Genomic DNA, 21826 nt, shown 5'->3' with positions numbered 1-21826 from the left:
AAAACGAGGCCAAACTTGATTCCGGCCTCTTGATATCAATCAATATTTATCATTACTCTTCTTTTACCACCATCTTAAACCCTTCACCATGGATAGTGATAATCTGTACTTTGGGATCCGCCTTTAACAGTTTCCTGATTTTACTCAAATAAACGTCCATACTTCGCGCATTAAAATAGCTATCATCACCCCAAATCTGCTTTAAGGCATAGCTACGGTTCACTGGTTTGTTCAGCTCAGAAGCCAATAGCCTGAGCAACTCATTTTCCTTGGAAGTCAACTTGTGCTTGCCCTGAGGACTTTCCAACAGCTGCTCATCATAGTGCAGGACCAAATCGCCCAAATTATAATTCTTCAAACTTGCCGGTGCCTCATTGCCTTTTTGGGTCCTTCTAAGAATGGCCCCGATACGTAAGAGCAATTCCTCCATACTAAATGGTTTGGTGATATAATCATCTGCACCGATTTTCAGGCCTTCGATGACATCATCCTTCATATTCTTAGCAGTCAAATAGATAATGGAAATATCCTCTTGGATTTTTTTGATATCCTTACCTAGGGTAAAACCATCCTTTTTGGGCATCATGATATCCAATATGCAAAGATCAAATTTATCTTTCTTGAACTGGCTCCAGCCCTCTTCTCCATCCCTGCACAAAGTGGTATCATATCCTTTCATGGTCAAATATTCCTGTAGGATGTCTCCCAAATTAGGGTCGTCTTCTACGACCAAAAGTCTAGCTTTACTCATTTTTTTCGGGGTAAATTGATGGTAAATGTACTTCCTTTATTGATTTCACTTTCAACAAAAATCTCACCATGGTGCTCTTCCACCATTGTTTTTACATAGGCCAATCCCAAGCCAAATCCTTTAACATCATGAACGTTTCCGGTTGGAACACGGTAGAATTTATCAAAAATCTTCTTGACCGAATCTTTAGACATACCCATACCATTATCTTTTATAGTAATGGTAAATCCATCTGAATGCTCGACCAATTTAAGCAAAATCTCCGGCTCTTCTCTGGAGTATTTATTCGCATTATCCAAAAGATTATTGATGATATTGGACAAATGAAAGGCATCTGCCTGCAAGTAAGGATTCAGTACATCTACTTCCATTTTGATGATACCTCCCTTTTTCTCCACCTGTAATTCAAAATGCTTCTTGGCCTCTTCCAGGAGGTTTACCAAATCCACTTGTTCAAATTTCAATTTGAAATCCTTCTTGTCCAGTGCAGCTGCCTGCAGCACTTTTTCCACTTGGCTGCCCAAACGCTTGTTTTCATCTTTGATTATCCCCAAGTACCTATTCCTAAATGCATCCTGATTGATCAAATCAGGATCCTGCAAAGCCTCCACTGCCAAGCTCACAGTGGCAATGGGTGTTTTGAACTCATGGGTCATATTGTTGATAAAATCATTCTTGGTCTCAGAAAGCTTTTTCTGCCTAATAATCACCTTGATGGCATAGACAAAGCAAAAGATGATAATCAATAGAAACACCAGCGAGCTGGATAGTGGGAGCCAAATCTGACTGATCAGAAAAGCATTTTTGGAAGGAAAATTAATCATCATAAAATTTTCCTTACCTACCAAGTCCCCCGGAAAAAGCTCTGCTTTCAGGCCATTGGCCAAAAAGAACTGAGGGTTTTGAATTTCATTAATCCCGATCAAGGAATTCTCATGATCCAATATAGCCAATTCAAAATGGCCATTGATCCCCCTTTTACTAAGCTGTGATCTAATATCCCTGTGTAGGGCCGCCGTGTCCACCCGGTTTAAAATACCCACCTTTGCATCTGCCAGTAACTGGGTCATCACCACTTCCACCAATTCGATTTTCTTATTGGCTTTTACAATATTCTCAGCTGCATTTTCTGAAATATTATATTCCTCGGTAATCAAAGCCTCCCTATTGAAGGTGTAATCCTGCACCATGGCAAAACTGTCCCGCTTGGCGACGAACTCCAGGTATTTTTCTTTTTCCTGAAGATAGATAATCATTTCGTCAGGAGTAAACAACTGACTGGCAATGGAAGGAGGAAGCTCAAAATACTTTTGCAACTCAAATTGGTCCTGGGGCTTTCCACTTCTGGAAGCAATCATTCTTCGAAAGGTCTGAGACACTTGGGGCACTGTTTCCTTAAACAAGGAATCCAATACAGAAGGTCTTCGCTCTATGGAAACCTGTCTCTTGATATTAAACTCTATGGGTTCTATCTTTTGGAAAAGGACCTGCTTGAAAGTACTGTCCTTTGCCATGGCATTAAGAATGATCTCACTGGTCTCTCCTTTCTCCAATTTAGCAATACTGGCCGCCAAAGACTGGTAAACATTCTGCTCAAACCTCTCCTGATTGATCTTGATGGCATTGGCTACCCAGTAGTATTGGAAGGCCACCAATCCCACACAAGCAAGGGACATTAACAGAATTATTATTTTCATTTTTGTCTTAGACATGATACAAATTTACTCGTAAATATGGAGTATGCCGGAACCTTAACAATTTTTAACAAGGCTTAACAGGCCTCCCATAGAATTTTATTTCGAAATCAGGTACATTTATATTGATCAACTTACTGATTTAATTCATAACATAATTAGTCGATAGATCATTTCCTTAAATCAATGTTCCTCTAAACCCAAATCACTATGAAAACAAAATTAAATTGGATCATAGCAGTCTTTTGCTGCTTTGCCATCTCTTCAGTTTCTCTCGCCCAGAATGATGAAGACCCCACCAAATATTACTTGAACCTTAGTGCAGAAAAAGATGGTGTAAAAGAAAATATTTCAAAGACCTATGACAGCCGAGCAACCATGGAAAAGGACCCCTTCTTTAAGGAATTAAAGCTAGACCTTCCAAAAGGGCAACATGACAAACTGGTCCTGGAAACCACTATTGATGGTAAAAAGATCAGTCTGTCGACAATGAAAATGAATCAAAAACGAGTAGGGATTTCTAAACATATGGCTTGGGTGGAAAGAGATGATGATGTCGATGTGGAAATCCTACGAGAAGATGGAAAACGAGTAAGAGTCATTGAAAAAAAAGTGGGATATCCCAACCCCGATTTTCACTTCGACACAGAGACCATGGAAGGTGGAAACGCCAAAATATTTAGTCATAACAAAAAAGTAGAGGTTTTTGCTTTTGAAAAAGATGAAAATGGCCAAATAAAAATGGATGATACCGAACTGGATGAAACCATTGGAAGACTGGAAGATTTGATCAAAGAACTAAAAGAAGCCAAAAAAAGAAATTGACAAGTAGAAATTAATACTATAGTAGGTTAAAATTTAAAAAAGGAAGGCTTTGCCTTCCTTTTTTTGTTGCCCCTCCTTTTCTATCTTTGCCCACTTAATTATTGATATATCATGACTATCAACAACGAACAGTATCAGATTCAGGGTGTTCCGCTTTTGGACATCGCCAAAGAATACGGCACTCCAGTATATGTCTATGACGGACAAAAAATACTAGATCAGGTAGCCGCATTGAAAAGTGCATTTTCTACAGTAAACCTGAAGATAAAATATGCAACTAAGGCACTTTCTAACATCAATATTCTGAAGTTGATGAAGAAAGCTGGTACTGGCGTGGACGCAGTTTCCATAGAGGAGGTAAATCTTTGTCTACATGTGGGCTTCAGTCCTGAAGAGATCATGTACACTCCTAACTGTGTTTCCTTTGAGGAAATCCAGCAAGCAGTGGACCTTGGGGTAATGATCAATATTGACAATATCCCAATGCTGGAGCATTTTGGCACTTATTATGGTAATTCCGTACCTATTTGTATTCGCCTCAACCCACATATTTTGGCTGGAGGAAATGCAAAAATTTCCGTCGGGCATATTGACAGTAAATTTGGAATTTCTATTCTTCAACTGAAACATGTATTGAAGATCGTGGAGGTCCACAACTTGCAGGTAATAGGATTGCACGTACATACTGGATCCGATATTTTGGATGCCGAGGTATTCTTAAAAGGCGCTGAAATTTTATTTGATGCTGCCAGGGAATTTAAAGATTTGAAATTCTTGGACTTTGGAGGAGGCTTTAAAGTGGCTTATAAAGAGGCCGATATTACCACAGACATTCAGGATGTGGGCAAAAAAGTCTCTGCAGCTTTCAAAACGTTCTGTACAGAATACGGAAGAGACCTGGAAATATGGTTTGAACCGGGCAAATTCTTGGTGAGTGAATGTGGCTATTTATTGGTACATGCCAATGTAATCAAATCTACACCAGCTTCTACCTTTATTGGTGTGGACTCAGGCCTCAACCACCTTATCAGACCAATGATGTATGACGCCTACCATGGTGTCGAAAATATCTCCAGACTAAATGGACCAGACAGGGTTTACACCATAGTAGGCTATATCTGCGAAACAGATACTATTGCAGCGGACAGAAAACTAAAAGAAGTAAAAGAAGGGGATATCTTGGCCATCAAAAATGCCGGAGCTTATGGTTTTAGCATGGCATCTAATTATAACTCCCGTCTTCGTCCAGCTGAAGTATTGGTATTGGATGGGAAAGCCCATTTGATCAGAAAAAGAGAATCCTTTGAGGATATTTTAAAACATCAAATAGACATTGATATCAAATAGAATTATCAATTTATCTAATTATTAACTGATAATTCTTTGAGCATTAACAGGATATATTTAAATTAGCGATGAGTATAAACCATTGCACAAGCCTGGTAGTAATAATTACAAAAGCTCGGAGCCAACTCTCCGAGCTTTTTCTTTTTTTGACCAACAAACCTGCATTATTATTTTTTCCTAGCGCATTGTACACCTGACTTTTCCAACCAATCACCAGCCATTTAAGCTCCTCAATTAACTCGATCGCATCACCATAACATAAGAAGTAGTCTCGCTAGTAACTTTCTCAACGCAACTGGTTTTTAGCAACTTTTTCATGAAAAATATTTTTCATGAAAAAAATATTCAATAATAACAGAATTAGAACCCAAACAAGTAGAACCAAATCTTTTGCTGTTAAAAACTTATTTTTTGCTTTTCACTACGTTTTCTTTCGTTTTTCATTTTTTGAAAGGCGAACCCAAACGATCAGCATCCATACTTTATTTTGTTTTTTTATATTTTATTTTATAATTTTTAAATAGAAACATCAAATAACAAATTTCAATAATTTGAATGTGAAGTTCATAAAATAATATTCTAAATACTGAAAAGCGTTTTTAATGTTTCGAAATACAAATAACCAGCAATAATCTACCCGGATTACTAATTATTTCTTCGACGTTAATCATATGCACCAAAATCCATCCACACATGGGTCTAGGCTTCTTTGGCTCTATACTTTTGTCCTTTGCCTCTGCTTGGGAACAAACAGTAAAAGCTATGCCTCTCCCCCTCTTGCCGTAGAGGTTAGTGGAAAGCTTGCATTGTGCTCGTATGAAGAAAAAGGAAATATTATTCTCAACGTTTCAGGGGGAGTAGCTCCCTACCAATATGAATGGCCATCTATCAAGCAATACACTTCATCGATAGACAACCTCAATGCAGGAAAGTATACCGTCATCATTACTGATGCCAATGGATTGGAACTCACCAAAGAGATCCTTATTCAGCCACCTTATCCTTTAATAGGAAAATTACTTCAAACAGAAGCCGCTACTTGCGGTGCTGCCAACGGAACGGCTGAAATAAAAGTAGTAGTAGGAAGGGGAGATCCCTACCGTTTCGAATGGAGCAATGGATTAAAAGGCACCACCAAAGCAGAAAATCTAGAAGCCGGCGACCATTCAGTTGAAATTTTTGACAAGTACAATTGCAGCACCACACTTTATTTCACCATTGAAGAAAAGGGCAGCCCTATACATATAGATGAATCCATCCAACACAACAGCTGCGGAAGCACCGACAAGGGCGCCATCTCCCTAGACATTACAGGAGGCCAAGCACCCTATGCATTTACTTGGTCCAATGGCGCAACAACCAACAACCTGAATCAACTTTCCAGTGGAGAATACAGTGTGGAAATCAAAGATGCATCCGGCTGCAGCATCAACAAAACTTTTCAAATCCAACAATCACAGGAAATACAGATAACCGTACAAAAACAAAATATCAGTTGCAACGGCGCTGATAATGGATGGATTTCCTTGACGATAGAAGGCGGGACAGCCCCATATACTGTCAAATGGAGCGACACCAATGAAAACGTTAAGGAAAGAAGCCAACTCAAACCAGGCACTTATACAGCTAGCATTAGCGATGGCAATGGGTGTATCACCGAAAAAAACATCACGCTTAGTGAAACGAGCCTCTTGGACGCCAAACTATTCTCCATGGTGAATGTGGACTGCAGTAATGGCACCGCTACTGGTACCGCTTGGCTAAATATCGAAGGTGGTCTTCCTCCATACAAAATTGTGTGGCATAACGGAATCGAAAATCAAAACGAGATTTCATTCAATCAAGCCCAGGAAATAAGCGTGACCATTACCGATGCAAAAGGATGCATTACCCATAGCTCTACGAAAGGAGATTTCCCTTCCAACCTCGCCAGAACCAATTTCACCTATGAATTGGAGGGATTCTCTACCAGTGAAGACATTATAGCCAGGCAACCAGTAGTATTTAAAAGCAATACGTCTGAAGAAGTAATTGCTTGGGAATGGAACTTTGGAGATGGAAGCACCAGTGAAGAGCCCAACCCTGTTCACCAATTCGTCAAAAAAGGTGAGTATGAAGTTACGCTCAGGGTGCACAATATTTATGGCTGTAGTTCCGCTTTCACCAATACCATAGAGGTGGAAGACAATAGCTCAAGCATTAAAATACCCAATGCATTCAGTCCCAATGGGGATGGCTTAAATGACTATTTCATGCCTAAGTTCAAAAATATCAGCGAATTCGAACTGAGCATATTCAATACTTGGGGAGAACTTATATATCATCAAAACAATGCTGACGAAAAAGGCTGGGATGGCAGCTATAAAGGAGCCATCCTACCACCAGGCAATTATGTCTATAAGGTCCAATTCAGTGATTTGGAAAATAAAGTATTTGAAGAAGGAGGAATTTTCACACTAATCAGATAAGGGATGAAAAAGGCATTATTGTTTGGCATATTCTGGATAAGCTGTCTGCTGTTAAAAGCGCAAGACATCCAATATTCGCAATTTTATGCTGCCCCGATATATTTAAACCCCGCCATGACCGGTGCAGGTGAAATGACTAGGATTGGCATGAACTATAGAAACCAATGGCCAGGACTGAACCAATCTGTAAATTCCTATTCAGCCTACATGGACCACTATATGTTCAATATCAACAGTGGCATTGGGCTTATGGTGAACAAAAGCCAGCAAAGTGCTGCCAGTCTGAGCACAACAGAAATTGCCGCCTCTTATTCCTACAGACTTCAACTAGGAGCAGAAAGCTATTTGCGCATGGGCGGACAAGTAAGCTATATGTCCAGAGACGCCTATTTTGGCAATCTTGTTTTTGGTTCCCAGCTAGATGTAAATTCAGATCAAATCATCGGCCCGAGTGGTGAAAACCTAGGCGACGACATCAAACACCGTTTTGCGGACTATAGCTTCGGCCTATTATATAATAATAAAAATGCCTGGCTTGGAATTTCAGGACACCACTTAACCACTCCCAATACCAGCTTTTTAGAAGATCAACTTAGCGAACTTCCCATGAAATTATCAGCCCATGGTGGAGTTAAAGTTGACCTTCTGGGAGCCGGCATGAATACATTCAATGATAGAAGCATCACCTTTGCCTTTAATTACAAAACACAAGGGCAATTCCAGCAGCTGGACCTCGGAACACAACTTGACCTCAACCCAGTGGTTTTGGGCTTATGGTACAGAGGAATTCCAGTGGCCCAACAAGAAATCCCTAATCACGAGTCCCTCATTGGGCTTTTCGGATTCTCTTTTGACAACGGTATTGACATAGGGTACAGCTATGATTATACCCTATCAAAAATGGGCAATGCCCTTTCCGGTGGTGCACATGAAATATCCCTTAGATTTTCCTTTTTCGCTGGTGATTCCCGTTTAAGAGGCAGAGAAAGCTCAATGCCCTGCTTTAAATATTAAAACAGGGCATTAGCTATTCAAGCAATAGATTGAGGGAGATATCTGCACATCCTTCCCCATCTTTTTTGTATCTTTGCCCTTTAATTCATTAGAGATTATTCTCTTAAAAGGTTTTACCTTAGAAAAAGGAAAAATATCAATAAGATGACGAAAGAAGTACGCGTACGTTTTGCCCCATCTCCAACCGGAGCCCTACATATTGGAGGTGTCCGCACCGCCCTTTACAACTACCTTTTTGCCAAAAAACACAATGGCAAATTTTTGTTGAGAATTGAAGATACTGACCAGACCCGTTATGTACCGGGTGCTGAAGAATACATCAAGTCTGCATTGGAATGGATAGGCATTACTCCAGATGAAAGCCCATGGGTGGAAGGCCCAAATGGCCCTTACCGCCAATCTGAAAGAAAACCACTTTACATGCAATATGCCATGGATTTGGTAGAAAAAGGCTATGCGTACTATGCCTTTGATACGTCTGAGGAACTGGATGCCATGAGAGAAAGGCTAACTGCTGCTAGGGTAGTCTCCCCTCAGTACAATGCCATTACCAGAACCCAGATGAAAAACTCCCTTACCCTTCCTGAGGATGAGGTAAAAGAAAAACTGGCCTCTGGAGAACCTTATGTCATCCGGCTTAAAGTTCCAAGAAAAGAAGAAATCAGATTAAACGACATGATCCGTGGTTGGGTAATGGTTCATTCAAATACATTAGATGACAAAGTTCTGATGAAATCTGACGGGATGCCTACTTACCACCTTGCCAATATTGTGGATGACCATTTGATGGGCGTTTCACATGTAATCCGTGGCGAGGAATGGTTACCTTCAGCGCCTATACATGTCTTGCTTTACCGTTATTTGGGATGGGAAGACAGTATGCCGCAATTTGCCCACTTACCATTATTATTGAAACCTGATGGCAATGGCAAACTATCCAAAAGAGATGCTGACAAGCATGGCTTCCCTATTTTCCCTATGGATTGGACAGACCCACGAACCAACGAACTTTCTCCTGGTTTCAAGGATGCTGGCTACCTTCCTGATGCCTTCATCAATTTCTTGGCTTTCTTGGGATGGAACCCTGGCGATCACAGAGAAATCTTCAATTTGGAAGAACTTATAGAAGCTTTCACTGTAGAAAGAATCGGTAAGTCAGGCACCAAATTTGACATCAATAAGGCAAAATGGTATAACGAGCAATACCTAAAAGCCAAATCCAACCAAGAGTTGGCAGGATACCTCATAGAAGATCTTCAAAAAGAAGGAATTGAAATCCTCCAATCCAAGGCTGAAAAAATTGTCAATATCATGAAAGAGAGAGCCACTTTCCCTGCAGATTTATGGAAAGAAGGTAGATTCCTATTGATAGCTCCTGAATCCTTTGATGAAAAAGTAGCGGGCAAAAAATGGGATGAAAATGCCGTACGGGTACTGGGCAGTTACAAAGAAGAATTGGCTAAATTCGAAGGTGAATTCACTCCTGAAAGTGCAAAGTCTTTATTGGAAAAAGCAGCTGAAACCAATGAAATCAAATTGGGCAAGGTGATGCAAGCGGTAAGATTAGCCACTACTGGAGTAGGTGCAGGACCTGATCTTATGGAGGTATTTGTGATCATTGGTAAAGATGAACTAATCAAAAGGATTGATTTTGCGTTAAATACATTAGAAGTAAAAGCAAATTAATTCATTCACAACCAGCATAATGATAATCACTGGTTAAAAACGAAAGGAAAGTCATGGCTAAAAAACCTAAAAAGGAGGAAAACCCCAAAGTAAACCCAGAACTGGAAGGCTTTAAGATGAATATCAATTCATTTGGGGAAATCTCAAGTTCTTTTTCCATTGACAAAATCAATGAGTTTCTGAACAAAAATGTAGAAGATAAAAAACTCAAAGACCGGGACGATTTGGACGAGGTCAAAAAATCCAAAAAAGAATAGCTCACATCTGCGAGCTATTCTTTCTCTTTTTAATATTACCCAGCAGTCTTCAATTTCGTTAATTTGAACCCTATATCTAACAAATATTTCTTTTGGATTTCGGGCATTGTGTTAAGCCTTACCTTATTGATCAACAGCAGCAATAATGCTTCTGCGCAGACCAATATCGGAATCAGGGGTGGACTTAGTTATTCAGGAATGACTTACCGATCCCTAGCCTCTCTACCCAAAGTCAAGGTACATGGAGTAAAAAACCAACCAACCTTTGCCTTTGTCTTTGAACACTTCTATAAGGATCATGCGGGTATAGAAGTAAGTTTCCAGAAAGTGACTACAGGATTCATAGAATATAATGAGGACGAAACAGCTACTAATGAAACCCATTTTGATTATTTCAAAGTACCGGTTTTGGCCAATTTCTACTTTGGAAGATCTGGGCGCTTTCATATCAAGATGGGACCACACTTTGGAAGACTCCTCAAGGCCACTGATGTCAAAAGGGAATTTGAAGCTCCCAATGAAGAGATCCCCATTCTCCCTACTTATGGACAGGAAGGCGATGATCCAAAAAAACTCATGTACGGCCTCACTGCAGGAGCGGGAATTTCCAAGGTATTTGGTATAAGTACCATAGCAGCAGACGTTCGCGCATCTTATGAATTTGGCCGACCAGAAGGTCAAGGCAGAATCTTTGATATGACCGGAACAAATATAGAATTCACCCTTTCTTATCTTTTCCAAGTAGCAAAAAGGAAATAAACTAGTCATTCCCAAATATTCGGATAAGGTAACAAGTTTATTATCTCCTTTTCCAATTGGCTTTTTATTTCAAAAATCGTATAACCGGCTTATACCATACTTTATTTCTCAAATGAATAAGTCTGGCATTCCAAAGGATAATAAGAAGATTGTAGCCATAAAAACTAAATAAGAATATAATTCGATAATAATATAATGCCTCATAAAAGTTTATAGAGATGACATCCGTACTTCTATAATAAACTATCGTAGTCAACCACATCAATAATTTTATCCCGTAATAAAATACGCACCAAGTTATTTGAAAATTTAGAATTGACTTACCAATCTCCTTTGCAAATTGAACGGTATCCATTTTTTTGATCCATAAAACCAAAGGGATCACAATACCTAGAATTGGAAAAAACAAAAAGCCTAGACTTCCTAGGTTCATTAGCTTAAGAAAACCCCTGTCTTCCTCTGTTCTCCATTCCAAAAGGTCATCAGTTGTAACTTTCAAAGCTGCAGCCAAACGCTTCAAAGTATCTCCACGTGGAGTAGTTGCACCAATTTCTAATCTTTGAACAGTCCTTAGACTAATTTGAGATATTTCAGCTAATTCCTCCTGAGATAAACAAGCTGCAGATCTAAGATTTTTCACCCTTTGTCCTAAAGTTAAGTTTTGCATTTTTCCATCTGTTTTGTTCATCTCAAAAGTATTTAGTAACCGATAAAAGTGTTGCGTCAGAACAGTGACATATTTGCGTCATTTATGTCACATGTCCAAATAAAAGAAAAACCATCCGCCATGGCGGATGGTTTTAGACAATTATCTATTAATCTTTATTTATCAATCCTCCCCTAAGAAAGGATATCTGTAATCCGTAGGAGTCACAAATGTTTCTTTGATGGTTCTTGGTGATACCCATCTCAACATATTGATCATGGCACCAGCTTTATCATTGGTACCTGAAGCCCTGGCTCCACCAAATGGCTGCTGTCCAACTACTGCTCCTGTACACTTGTCATTGATATAGAAGTTACCAGCAGCATTTCTCAATTTCTGAGTGGCCAACTGAGCAGCATACCTGTCCTGAGAGAATATAGCCCCTGTAAGTGCATATGGAGAAGTTTGGTCTACCAATTCAAGGGTAGCTTCAAAATTATTTTCCTCATACACATAAATGGTCAATACTGGACCGAAAATCTCCTCACACATGGTTGTGTACATTGGATCCTTGGTCAACAATACTGTTGGCTCTACAAAATAGCCTTTTGATTTATCGTAATTACCTCCGGCGATCACTTCAAGACCATCAGCTTTGGCATTATCGATATATTTGGTGATCCTATCAAATGCTTTCTCATCGATTACTGCATTGACAAAATTGCCGAAGTCCTCAGTTCCGCCCATTTTAATGCTTGCGAGATCTTCCACCATGTACTTCTTCACATCTTCCCAAAGGTTAGACGGAATATAAGCACGGGAAGCGGCAGAACATTTCTGGCCTTGGAATTCAAACGCACCTCTTACCAATCCTGTAGCAAATTGCTTAGCATGGGCAGATTTGTGAGCAATCATAAAGTCCTTACCGCCTGTTTCACCAACGATTCTAGGATAGGATTTATATTTCGTGATATTTTCACCGATAGTTTTCCAAATTGTCTGGAACACGGCCGTAGAACCTGTAAAGTGAATACCTGCAAAGTCAGGGTGATTGAACACTACTTCACCGGTAGCTGGTCCATCTACATAAATCAAGTTGATCACGCCATCAGGTACCCCTGCTTCTTTGAACACCTCCATCAACACCTGAGCAGCATAAATCTGGGTATAGGCAGGTTTCCAAACTACTGTATTCCCCATCATAGCTGGAGCGGTAGGCAAGTTTCCCGCAATAGCAGTAAAGTTAAAAGGAGTCAAGGCAAAGACAAAACCCTCCAATGGACGTTGTTCAGTCCTATTCCAAACGCCATTTCCGGAAATCGGAGGCTGCTGGGAATAAATTTCCGTCATGTACTTGACATTGAACTTCAAGAAGTCCACGATTTCACAAGCAGAATCAATTTCCGCCTGATAGGCATTTTTTGATTGCCCCAACATCGTAGCAGCATTCATCTTATACCTATAAGGTCCAGCGATCAAATCGGCAGCTTTTAAGAAAATAGCAGCTCTTTGCTCCCATTCCATAGTTTCCCATGCTTCTTTAGCGCCCAAAGCAGCATTAATCGCCTGCTCAACATGAGACTTATCACCTTCATGAAAATATCCAAGGATGTGCTGATGGTCATGTGGAGGAGAAAGTGGAAGCTTATTCCCTGTCCTTACTTCCTCGCTACCAATATACATTGGAATATCCACTTCCATAGCGCGAGCCTCTCTGATTGCTTCCTGTAATTTAGCTCTTTCTGCTGAGCCAGGAGCATAATCAAATACCGGTTCGTTTTTCGGTTCCGGTATGTTGAAGAAACCTTTTAACATAATAATTTGAGTTTTTTATTCTGATTGGTACAAAGATAAAATTTCAGACTTAAATTCTATGCAAAAGGAGGAGCTCACACCTAAAGAATTTTTTCTAATTCTTTGAGTTCTTGAATAGTATAGGTTGCCTCGACGGCTATATCCAATCCCATGGGGTTAAAATAAACCTGATCTATGGAGACACTTCTGGCCCCTTCCACATCAGACCTGGGATTATCACCTATCATCAAACACTCTTCAGCATTGGTTTTAAGTTGCCTCATTGCATATTCAAAAATCCGCTTATCAGGCTTTTTATGTCCTGTTGTTTCAGAGGTAACCACCAGCTTGAAATAATTACTAATTCCTGATGAAGCTATTTTCTTGGCTTGACTTTCATCAAATCCATTAGTGATAATATGCAAATCATATTTCTCATTTAAGTAGTCCAGAATTTCCTTGGAATACGGAAATAAATGCGGCTTTGTGGAAGTACGATGCATAAAATCATCCTCCATCTCTTTTGGTACTTCTACCGTACCCGCACCAAGCTGGTCAAAAATCCTTCTGAAACGTTCCTTTCTAAGGGTTATTTTATCAATTTTCCCCTTATCATAATGATCCCATAAACCATGATTTACCTTTATAAAGGCTTTGTAAAAATCATGGTTCGATGGTACTCCAAGATTTTCCAACGAATAAACCTCATATAATTCAGATAATGACTCTTGTACATTTCGATCATAATCCCACAAAGTGTGGTCCAAATCGAAAAATAAGTGGCGGTACTTTTTCAAATTTTCTAACTTTAACGATAAGGGGTGTTTTCTATCTTATTGATGGCCAATTCTCTATTGGACAGAAGGATTTCATAAATTTCCTGATCTCGGATCAAATTCACATCTTTTTGGATGAACTTAAAAATTTGATTAATGATCTCAATGGCTTCATCCAAAATATAATAAAAGGTCCATTGATCCACTCTTCGGCTGCCTACCAAACCTGAATTTTTGAGATAGGCCAAGTGCCTGCTGGTCTTGGTCTGGGTAAATTCAAGAATATGTTCCAAATCAGAAATACAGAGTTCCTTATTTTGGATCAATAGATGGATAATCCTAACCCTGGGTTCTTCAGAAAGTGCCTTGAAGACCCGCATGCCATAGTTTAAACTGATATTTTTAAGTCTCATTTAATAATTTTTAACGAGAAAACCTCCCTGAAATTAAGAAAATGCAGTGAAAATAACCTATTATAGCATTTGAATTTGGGAGCTATTACTTAAACCAATTTCCTTAAGGAACGTTTCTCTTTAAAAGGCTTTATTTTGAAAATCACTAAATTACATCTCCCTTTATTTTTGCTGTTTTTCCTGATGATGACAGGAATCACTTCTTCTTACGCACAAGATTCGCAGGACAAAAAGATTATCCAACTTTCTGGTATTATTTTAAATGAAGATAGCACCACAGCCATTTCGGGTGTTAACGTATATGTACCCAATAAGGGCAGAGGAACCAGCTCCAACAACTTTGGCTATTTTTCTATGCCTGTAGCCACAGGAGACAGCATTGTATTTAGCTTCGTGGGCCTAAAAAATCAAAGCTTCAAAGTACCCGACACTGTTGAAGACGATAAAATCAGCCTTATTCTTACGATGGTACAGGATGAAATAGCCTTGGGAGAAGTAGAAGTCATGCCCTATCCTACTGAAGAAGAATTCAAACAAGCCATATTGGCCATGACAGTGGATGAAATCCCTTTGGACAAGGGAAATTTAAGCCCACAAATGCTGCTCAGATGGGCTGAACAAATGCCTTCCTCACCTAATGAGAATTTCAGAAGCTTCCAAAGTGGCCAAATGCAACAAATTCAAGATCGCTACGGCCCAAGATCATTCCCTCTACTTAATCCATTCGCTTGGGCTAACTTCATCAAGTCCATCAAGCGGGGAGATTTAAAAAGCAAAGATTAATAAAACCATAAACAGAAATAAAAAACGGGCTGTTTTGAGAGAAGCAGCCCGTTTTCCATTTCACAATTTAAAGCTGAAAAGCTACTTTTTATAATTCTGGCAATACCCAATCTTCCAATATACTCGGCTTTTCCATCATGGCTTCAATATCTTCGCTACTCCTAGGGGCATCTGCAGAAAGGTTAACAAAACCATCCTGGGTAATCAAAACATCATCCTCTATTCTAACCGCAATATTCCACCATTTCTCATCACAGTCACTTCCTTCTGGAATATAAATACCTGGCTCAACTGTCAGCACCATTCCTTCTTTCAATGGCCCATAAGTTCCTCTATCATGTACATCAAGTCCCAAATGGTGACTCGTTCCATGGGGGAAATAACGGTGACGCTGCCCCCTCACAATAACCCCCAGTTCCGCTAGACCTTCATTAATGATCCTTTGGGCCACTTTATTGACCTCCCCAAACTCAGTCCCTGGCTTACATATGTACATGGCCTCCTCCTGTGCTTTGAAAACCAAATCATAAATGGCTTTTTCCTCTTTAGTAAATTTCCCTGAAATAGGAATGGTCCTGGTCACATCTGCTGTATACCCCCTCCACTCTGCACCAAGATCCATCAACATCAACCTTTTCTGTGGATCTCTCAAATCATTGGAAATATAATGCAGAATACAACCATTTTGACCTGCCCCTACAATAGAAGGATAACCAACAGCCTCCGCTCCATAGCGTTTATAGACAAATTCATGAATCCCTTGCACCTCCCTTTCAGATATACCAGGCTTCAATGCTTTCATCACTTCCACTTGTCCAATCGCAGAAATACGGATAGCATTTTTCAACATTTCAATTTCCTCAGGAGTTTTCACACCTCTTAATTCGGTCATTATCTGTGGTAAAGCGGCGACATCAATCTTAGTTTCTGGCAAGTTATTGGCTATTTCCATCCGCTTCTCGGGCGTGTCCGCATCAGCAAACGCAATCAACAATTTATCATTTTCCACCTCTGGATAATATTTCCTATATCTCCCTATCACTTGTGCGACATTAGCAGAATTTTCCAAATCGGTAGACTTGATCAAATCATACATCTGGTTGGTCACCTTCGAAATCTGCTCTGGATAATTGCTGGCAGCCTTAAAATCTGCTTGCAATACCATCATATCTTTATTGGCATTGCTTTCTTCAATTCCTTTAAGATTAAAGGTCATGATTTTGTCCAATTCACCAAAATCAACTTTTGCCTCACTTGAAAACTGGGAATTCAAAAAGACATGCTCAAAACCTAATTTTTCTTTTACTCCCTCGACCCCCAACCTTTTTCCATTCCACATTTCAGCATTTTCATCTCTTTCCTGCACATAGATCACCTCATCTATCATTTTTCCTCCTACCAATCGAGGTTCACTAAAAACCACCAACACCGCATTGGGCTCTCTATAGCCCGTTAAATAAAAAAAATCGGTATTGGGGTGATAAACAAAGTCCACATCATTAGATCTATTCTTGACGGGAGCAGTAAAAATTACTGCGGCCGAATTATCAGGAAGCATTTCCCTTAATGCATCTCTTCTTCCCTGATGAAAAGATTTGTCAAGACCGTCATCAAAATAGGATTGGGCCATTACTGTATTTATACCTAGGCAAATTAAAATGGCCAACAGTATTTTCCTTTTACTCATATGCGATTATTTTTTTTCAAATGTGAATATAGGGCATTAATATTACAATCAATTTTACACAAAAGACAAAATGACTGTTTAGCATTATCAAAAAAATACGGCAAACTTTTGCCATCTGTCCATTGCATTGACCAGTTTCCAATTTTATTTATCCATAAACCACCTTATTCCCTATATTTGTCTCATTCATAAAAAGCTAAAAACCTGATGAAAAAGTTTGCCTTAGCCAGTTTAATTTTGTTGGCTGCCTTATCCACGGGATTTGCTCAAAATTCCAAAAAACCAAAATTAGTAGTAGGTATTGTAGTGGACCAAATGCGTTACGAATATTTACACAAATTTCATGACCGTTATACCGAAGGTGGTTTCAAACGCCTGATGCATGAAGGCTTCATGATGAAAAATGGCCACTATAATTATATCCCTACTTATACTGGGCCTGGACATTCATCTGTCTATACAGGTACCACGCCTGCCACCCATGGCATCATTGGGAACAGCTGGTATGTAAGAAGCATGGATGGCAATATGTATTGTGCTGGTGACAGTACGGTTACGGGGATTGGAGGGACTGCTTCTAGCGGAAATATTTCCCCAAGAAACATGTTGACTACCACCATAACGGACGAACTTCAACTATCCACGAACCGTCGTTCAAAAGTGGTGGGCATAGCCATTAAAGACCGTGGTGCGGCCCTGCCGGCAGGACATTTGGGAGACGCCTATTGGTATGATGGAAAGACAGGCGAATTCATGAGTTCTACATATTATGGAGAGGAACTCCCCAGCTGGGTTGAAAAATTCAATAAGAAAAAATATCCTCAAAAATACCTTTCAAAAGACTGGAAGCCGCTTTACAACATCAAAACCTACAAACAAAGCATAGAGGATGACAACGATTTTGAAGCACCATTTATTGGTAGAGAAACGACCAGTTTCCCATATGACCTTAGGGAGCTTCAAGAGAAAAATGGTGGTCTTGGGCTCATTTCTTCTACTCCTTTTGGCAATGACCTCACTTTGGACCTCGCCTATGCTGCCCTTGAAGGCGAGGACCTTGGAAAAGGGGATGATACGGACTTTTTGGCCATAAGCTTCTCTTCTACGGATTATGTTGGACACCGATTTGGCCCTGCTTCCAAAGAAATCGAAGATACCTATTTAAGATTGGACCAAGGGCTGGACAAATTCTTTGCCTACTTGGATAAGGAATATGGAAAAGGAGAGTACCTAGTTTTCCTTACTGCTGACCATGCAGTGGCCGACGTAGTCAATTATATGAAAAGTATCGATATTCCTACTGATAGCTTTAACGCTGGCTTTGCCAAAACACAGCTCCAGGGCTTTACTCGTCAAAAATATGGCGAAGGTGATTGGATTCTAAACACTTCCAATGAGCAAATCTTCCTTAACAGAAAGTTGATCAGTGAAAAAGGGCTTGACTTGGCAAAAGTACAAAGAGATGTTGCTGATTTTATGATGCGATTTGATGGTATCAAAGAAACATACACTGCTTCAGATATGATGAGCCATGAATACACCCAAGGTAGAGCACACCTCCTTCAAATGGGCTTCAATCACAAGTCATCAGGTGATGTACTATTAATTTTAGAGCCCGCATGGCTGGTCAACTCATCAAGAGGAACCACCCATGGCACTGGTTATAAATATGATACGCACGTTCCCATTTTATTTTATGGCTGGAATGTGGAAGCAGGAAGCAGCTCTAGGTATTGTACCATTACGGACATCGCCCCTACAGTATCCATGCTACTAAATATAAGAATTCCAAACGGTGCAAGTGGTGAACCAATCTTAGAGATCACTGATTAAAAAACAGCTTTCTTAATTGAAAAAGGCCTCCCAGACTAGATACTGGGAGGCCTTTTTATTGCTATTTTTTAGTCTGATTTTTCATCCGTCGACGAGAAAAAGAAACAAATATTGTCTACTTTATCCACAGCTTTTCCACAGTCTTTCCCTGCCTGCTTTTGACCACTATCACCAGCATTCCCTTTGGCAAATTCTGTATATCAAAGTCATAAATCCCGTTATCAGGGTTGATTTTCCGTATATTTCTACCCATGGGGTCCACTATACTGATTTCCATCACTTCAGAGAGCCCTGATAGGGTAATGTGGATATCTCCTGAAGATGGGTTTGGATAAATATTTATCTTTCCATTTCCTCCCTCTTTTTCTATTGAAGTAATCAAATCTACGTTTACATCCAAGCTTTGTGATGGCCCTGATTCACAAGCATTCATAGGAACAACATTTAGAGTAAAATCACCTTCTACTTCCCAAGAAACCAAAACCTGATTCGTTCCCTGACCTTCCAATATGGTTCCGCCATCAGTACTCCATTGGTAATTTACGCCCACCACCAAAGGAACTTCATAAATTTCCTCCTTCAGCCCCACTTTAATAGGCCCACTGATACTGCCTGGCTGCGCAGGTGCTTTGCTTACAGTGATGGCTTTCTCAAAAACAACCGCTTCACCGCAAGTGTTTCTCGGAAACACTTTTAAGGACTGGTTACCCTCACTCTCCCATTCCACTGCAATATGGGCGGTACCTTGACCTTCTTTGATGACACCGCCACTTACTTCCCATATATAAGAAGTACCAGGTATTGAATCCACTTCAAAGGGCTGCACCATACCCAAACAAGCAATCCCATCACCTATAACCTCAGCTACTTGGGAAGGCTGCTCCGAAACCAAAACTTCCAAGCCGGTAGTTGGCCCATTTCCACAGACATTTTGTCCTCTTACCAAAACTGCATTCCTTCCAGGAGTATCCCATTGAACTACTACTCTATTGCTTCCTTGTCCTTCCAAAATGGTTCCTCCATCTACTCTCCATTCATAAGTCACTCCTGCCCCTACTTCATCCTGAATAGTATAAATTTGTTGGCTCAAGCAAATATCTTCCTCACCAAAAATAGCACTCGGCTCCAAGGGAACCAAACAGCTATATTGATAAAAAATCCCGTTTTCTCCTACCGCATATCCCGTATTCAAATCTCCAAAACTAATATCTGTAAAATCCTGATAGGTGCTAGTCAAGGTTTGTTCCCAAGTTTCACCTTGATCCATGGTTTGAATAATCAGACCTTTCTCCCCAGCAATAAAGCCGACAGACTCATCTAGGAAATCAATCCCTGAAAAATCCTGGGCATAGGTCAATGAAATCTTTTGCCAGCTCAGCCCTTTATCTTCCGATTTATATAAGGCTCCTGATTTACCTACCACCAAAACAGTCAATTCATCCAATATTTTCAATGCGGTAAAATCCTCTGAAGCCTCTAAACTTACTTTTTGCCAATTATCCGCTCCATCTGTCCGATAAATATTTCCTTGATCCCCTATGATCAAGCCTGTATCCTGATCGAAGAAATCAATATCCCTATAATGAATAGAAAGTCCTCCTTCTGCTATTGTCGTCCAATTGACTCCTCGGTTTTCCGTTTTGGCGATATATCCATTTTCACCAACGATATACCCTATATTGGCATCAAAAAAGTGTATACCGTACAAATCCTTCTCCGTATTGGGATTCAAGGCAGTCCAGCCTCCACCAGAATTGGTAGTGATTAAAATGGTCCCATTATCGCCTACCACATAACCAAATGATGCAGACACAAACTCCAAATCATTAAATGGTACAGACAAAGGCCTTGACCTATCCGTAAAGGAGCTCCCCCCATTTGTTGTCAAAAGCACAAGAGCTTCCTGCCCTACTACATAACCGCGAAGATCGCTCACAAACTGGCTCGCCGTAAAGTCATTGTTCCTTCCTGACATCCTAAGTGACCATGAACTCCCGGAATTGGCTGAAGAAATCAGCACGCCGGAATTAGCTACAGCATAGACATTATTCGTTGCTAATTTATAGCTGAGGCCATAAATATTTTGGCCAGTTCTACTCGTTCGCTGGGAAAAGGTAAGCCCGGCATTATTGGTGTATAAAACCACTCCATTTTCACCAGCCACTAAGCCTACATTTGGATTAGAACCATGAAAATCAACTCTATTATAATTAAATTCGGTTCCACTTTGGATAAAAGTCCAATTCAACCCGGCATCTATAGATTTCAAAATTGTCCCCGCGTCTCCCACAGCATAACCGGTAGTATCATTTACAAACACAATATCATTCAATGGTGCGCTGACGGGCGTATTGATTTCAGCCCAACTGTTCCCACCATCGACGGTTCTAAGCACTTTTGCATCTGAAGTGGCCAAATAACCTGTGTCCAGGTTATAAAAATGCATAGCATTGAAGTCAGCTGTAAAACCTATATTTTGCATGGACCAAGTTTCACCACTGTCAGTGGACAGAAACACGCTTCCTGCATCCCCTGCAAGATAAACTTTACTTTCTGTCAGGTATTGGACTGAATTTAGGTTTTCACTCTGTCCTAAATCCACCAAATTCCACTGTTCACCACCATCGATGGTCCTGAATACCAGACCTCCTTCACCAACGATCAACCCCATATCATTATCAAAGAAATCTAAAGCAAGCATCTTGCCATCAACAGGACTTTCTTGCTCTATCCAGCTCAGCCCTCCATCTATGGTTTTTAAAATAATTTCATCCCCTGAAATATACCCCACATCATCATTTACCCAATGGATTCCAGTAAGTTCATTCCCCCATCCTGACATCCTACGCCAACTTTGAGAGAAGGCATGAAGGGCAAAAAGCTGGATGACCAAAAAGAAAAGTATATATTTTTTCATGCAAATATTGGCTGTATTGATAAACGATGCTGTAAAAGTATATCCCCAAAAGCGATATATCAACGCTTCATTACTAGTAATTTACAAAAAATCCAACAGATACCAGTATTACCCATACCTTAAATTATTCACCTTCAACAAGTAGCAATTACATTAATTCATAATTTTTTTACTTT

At 40.0% G+C, this 21826-nt stretch carries 17 protein-coding genes; 9 read left to right on the top strand and 8 right to left on the bottom strand.

Annotated features, from left to right (window positions below):
* Window positions 1-52: 52 nt before the first annotated feature.
* Window positions 53-751 carry a response regulator transcription factor gene (locus KZP23_RS07245; RefSeq protein WP_226335425.1) on the bottom strand — a complete coding sequence of 233 codons (699 nt, stop codon included), beginning with the start codon at window positions 749-751 and terminating at the stop codon, window positions 53-55.
* On the bottom strand, window positions 748-2448 hold the full coding sequence (locus KZP23_RS07240; RefSeq protein ID WP_226335424.1) for a sensor histidine kinase: 1701 nt from the start codon (window positions 2446-2448) through the stop codon (window positions 748-750). The genes KZP23_RS07245 and KZP23_RS07240 overlap by 4 nt, the downstream gene beginning before the upstream one ends.
* A gap of 207 nt (window positions 2449-2655) precedes the next feature.
* On the opposite strand from KZP23_RS07240, the gene KZP23_RS07235 reads away from it, so the two are divergent.
* From KZP23_RS07235 to KZP23_RS07205, 7 genes are all read left to right on the top strand, one after another.
* On the top strand, window positions 2656-3270 hold the full coding sequence (locus KZP23_RS07235) for a hypothetical protein (RefSeq protein ID WP_226335423.1): 615 nt from the start codon (window positions 2656-2658) through the stop codon (window positions 3268-3270).
* 111 nt (window positions 3271-3381) lie between these two features.
* Window positions 3382-4617 (top strand): diaminopimelate decarboxylase, encoded by a 1236-nt coding sequence (gene lysA / locus KZP23_RS07230; RefSeq protein WP_226335422.1) that lies wholly within the window; start codon window positions 3382-3384, stop codon window positions 4615-4617.
* A 671-nt stretch (window positions 4618-5288) separates the two neighbouring features.
* Window positions 5289-7085 carry a T9SS type B sorting domain-containing protein gene (locus tag KZP23_RS07225; protein WP_226335421.1) on the top strand — a complete coding sequence of 599 codons (1797 nt, stop codon included), beginning with the start codon at window positions 5289-5291 and terminating at the stop codon, window positions 7083-7085.
* A gap of 3 nt (window positions 7086-7088) precedes the next feature.
* On the top strand, window positions 7089-8099 hold the full coding sequence (locus tag KZP23_RS07220; protein WP_226335420.1) for a PorP/SprF family type IX secretion system membrane protein: 1011 nt from the start codon (window positions 7089-7091) through the stop codon (window positions 8097-8099).
* A gap of 144 nt (window positions 8100-8243) precedes the next feature.
* Window positions 8244-9785 (top strand): glutamate--tRNA ligase, encoded by a 1542-nt coding sequence (gene gltX, locus KZP23_RS07215; RefSeq protein ID WP_226335419.1) that lies wholly within the window; start codon window positions 8244-8246, stop codon window positions 9783-9785.
* Between the two features lie 53 nt (window positions 9786-9838).
* Entirely contained in the window at window positions 9839-10042 is a 204-nt protein-coding gene (locus KZP23_RS07210; protein ID WP_226335418.1) for a hypothetical protein, read from the top strand.
* Window positions 10043-10138: 96 nt separating this feature from the next.
* Window positions 10139-10801: an outer membrane beta-barrel protein gene (locus tag KZP23_RS07205; protein WP_449506051.1), complete on the top strand. Its 663-nt coding sequence runs from the start codon at window positions 10139-10141 to the stop codon at window positions 10799-10801.
* Between the two features lie 64 nt (window positions 10802-10865).
* Here the strand turns inward: KZP23_RS07205 and KZP23_RS07200 are convergent, their stop codons facing one another.
* The 4 genes from KZP23_RS07200 to KZP23_RS07185 all read right to left on the bottom strand — a co-directional run bounded on the left by KZP23_RS07200 (window position 10866) and on the right by KZP23_RS07185 (window position 14430).
* Window positions 10866-11489: a helix-turn-helix domain-containing protein gene (locus KZP23_RS07200; protein ID WP_226335416.1), complete on the bottom strand. Its 624-nt coding sequence runs from the start codon at window positions 11487-11489 to the stop codon at window positions 10866-10868.
* A 141-nt stretch (window positions 11490-11630) separates the two neighbouring features.
* Entirely contained in the window at window positions 11631-13262 is a 1632-nt protein-coding gene (gene pruA, locus KZP23_RS07195) for an L-glutamate gamma-semialdehyde dehydrogenase (protein ID WP_226335415.1), read from the bottom strand.
* 80 nt (window positions 13263-13342) lie between these two features.
* Window positions 13343-14038 (bottom strand): YjjG family noncanonical pyrimidine nucleotidase, encoded by a 696-nt coding sequence (locus KZP23_RS07190; protein ID WP_226335414.1) that lies wholly within the window; start codon window positions 14036-14038, stop codon window positions 13343-13345.
* 11 nt (window positions 14039-14049) lie between these two features.
* Entirely contained in the window at window positions 14050-14430 is a 381-nt protein-coding gene (locus KZP23_RS07185) for an ArsR/SmtB family transcription factor (protein WP_186755786.1), read from the bottom strand.
* 135 nt (window positions 14431-14565) lie between these two features.
* Between KZP23_RS07185 and KZP23_RS07180 the strand changes: the two genes are divergently transcribed.
* The gene (locus KZP23_RS07180) at window positions 14566-15213 is read left to right on the top strand and encodes a carboxypeptidase-like regulatory domain-containing protein (protein ID WP_394370970.1); all 648 of its coding nucleotides are present in this window, start codon (window positions 14566-14568) and stop codon (window positions 15211-15213) included.
* 88 nt (window positions 15214-15301) lie between these two features.
* On the opposite strand, the gene KZP23_RS07175 is transcribed toward KZP23_RS07180, so the two are convergent.
* A complete protein-coding gene (locus tag KZP23_RS07175) occupies window positions 15302-16900 on the bottom strand; it encodes an aminopeptidase P N-terminal domain-containing protein (protein ID WP_226335413.1) in 1599 nt (532 codons plus the stop codon).
* Window positions 16901-17107: 207 nt separating this feature from the next.
* On the opposite strand from KZP23_RS07175, the gene pafA reads away from it, so the two are divergent.
* On the top strand, window positions 17108-18733 hold the full coding sequence (pafA, locus tag KZP23_RS07170; RefSeq protein WP_226335412.1) for an alkaline phosphatase PafA: 1626 nt from the start codon (window positions 17108-17110) through the stop codon (window positions 18731-18733).
* A 115-nt stretch (window positions 18734-18848) separates the two neighbouring features.
* Here the strand turns inward: pafA and KZP23_RS07165 are convergent, their stop codons facing one another.
* A complete protein-coding gene (locus KZP23_RS07165) occupies window positions 18849-21650 on the bottom strand; it encodes a YCF48-related protein (protein ID WP_226335411.1) in 2802 nt (933 codons plus the stop codon).
* Window positions 21651-21826 lie beyond the last annotated feature (176 nt).

Origin of the sequence: Echinicola marina (assembly GCF_020463795.1) — a bacterium.
GTDB classification, from domain to species: domain Bacteria; phylum Bacteroidota; class Bacteroidia; order Cytophagales; family Cyclobacteriaceae; genus Echinicola; species Echinicola marina.
The sequence above is the reverse complement of the archived record's forward strand: the minus strand, read 5'-3'. Positions and strand labels throughout refer to the sequence as shown.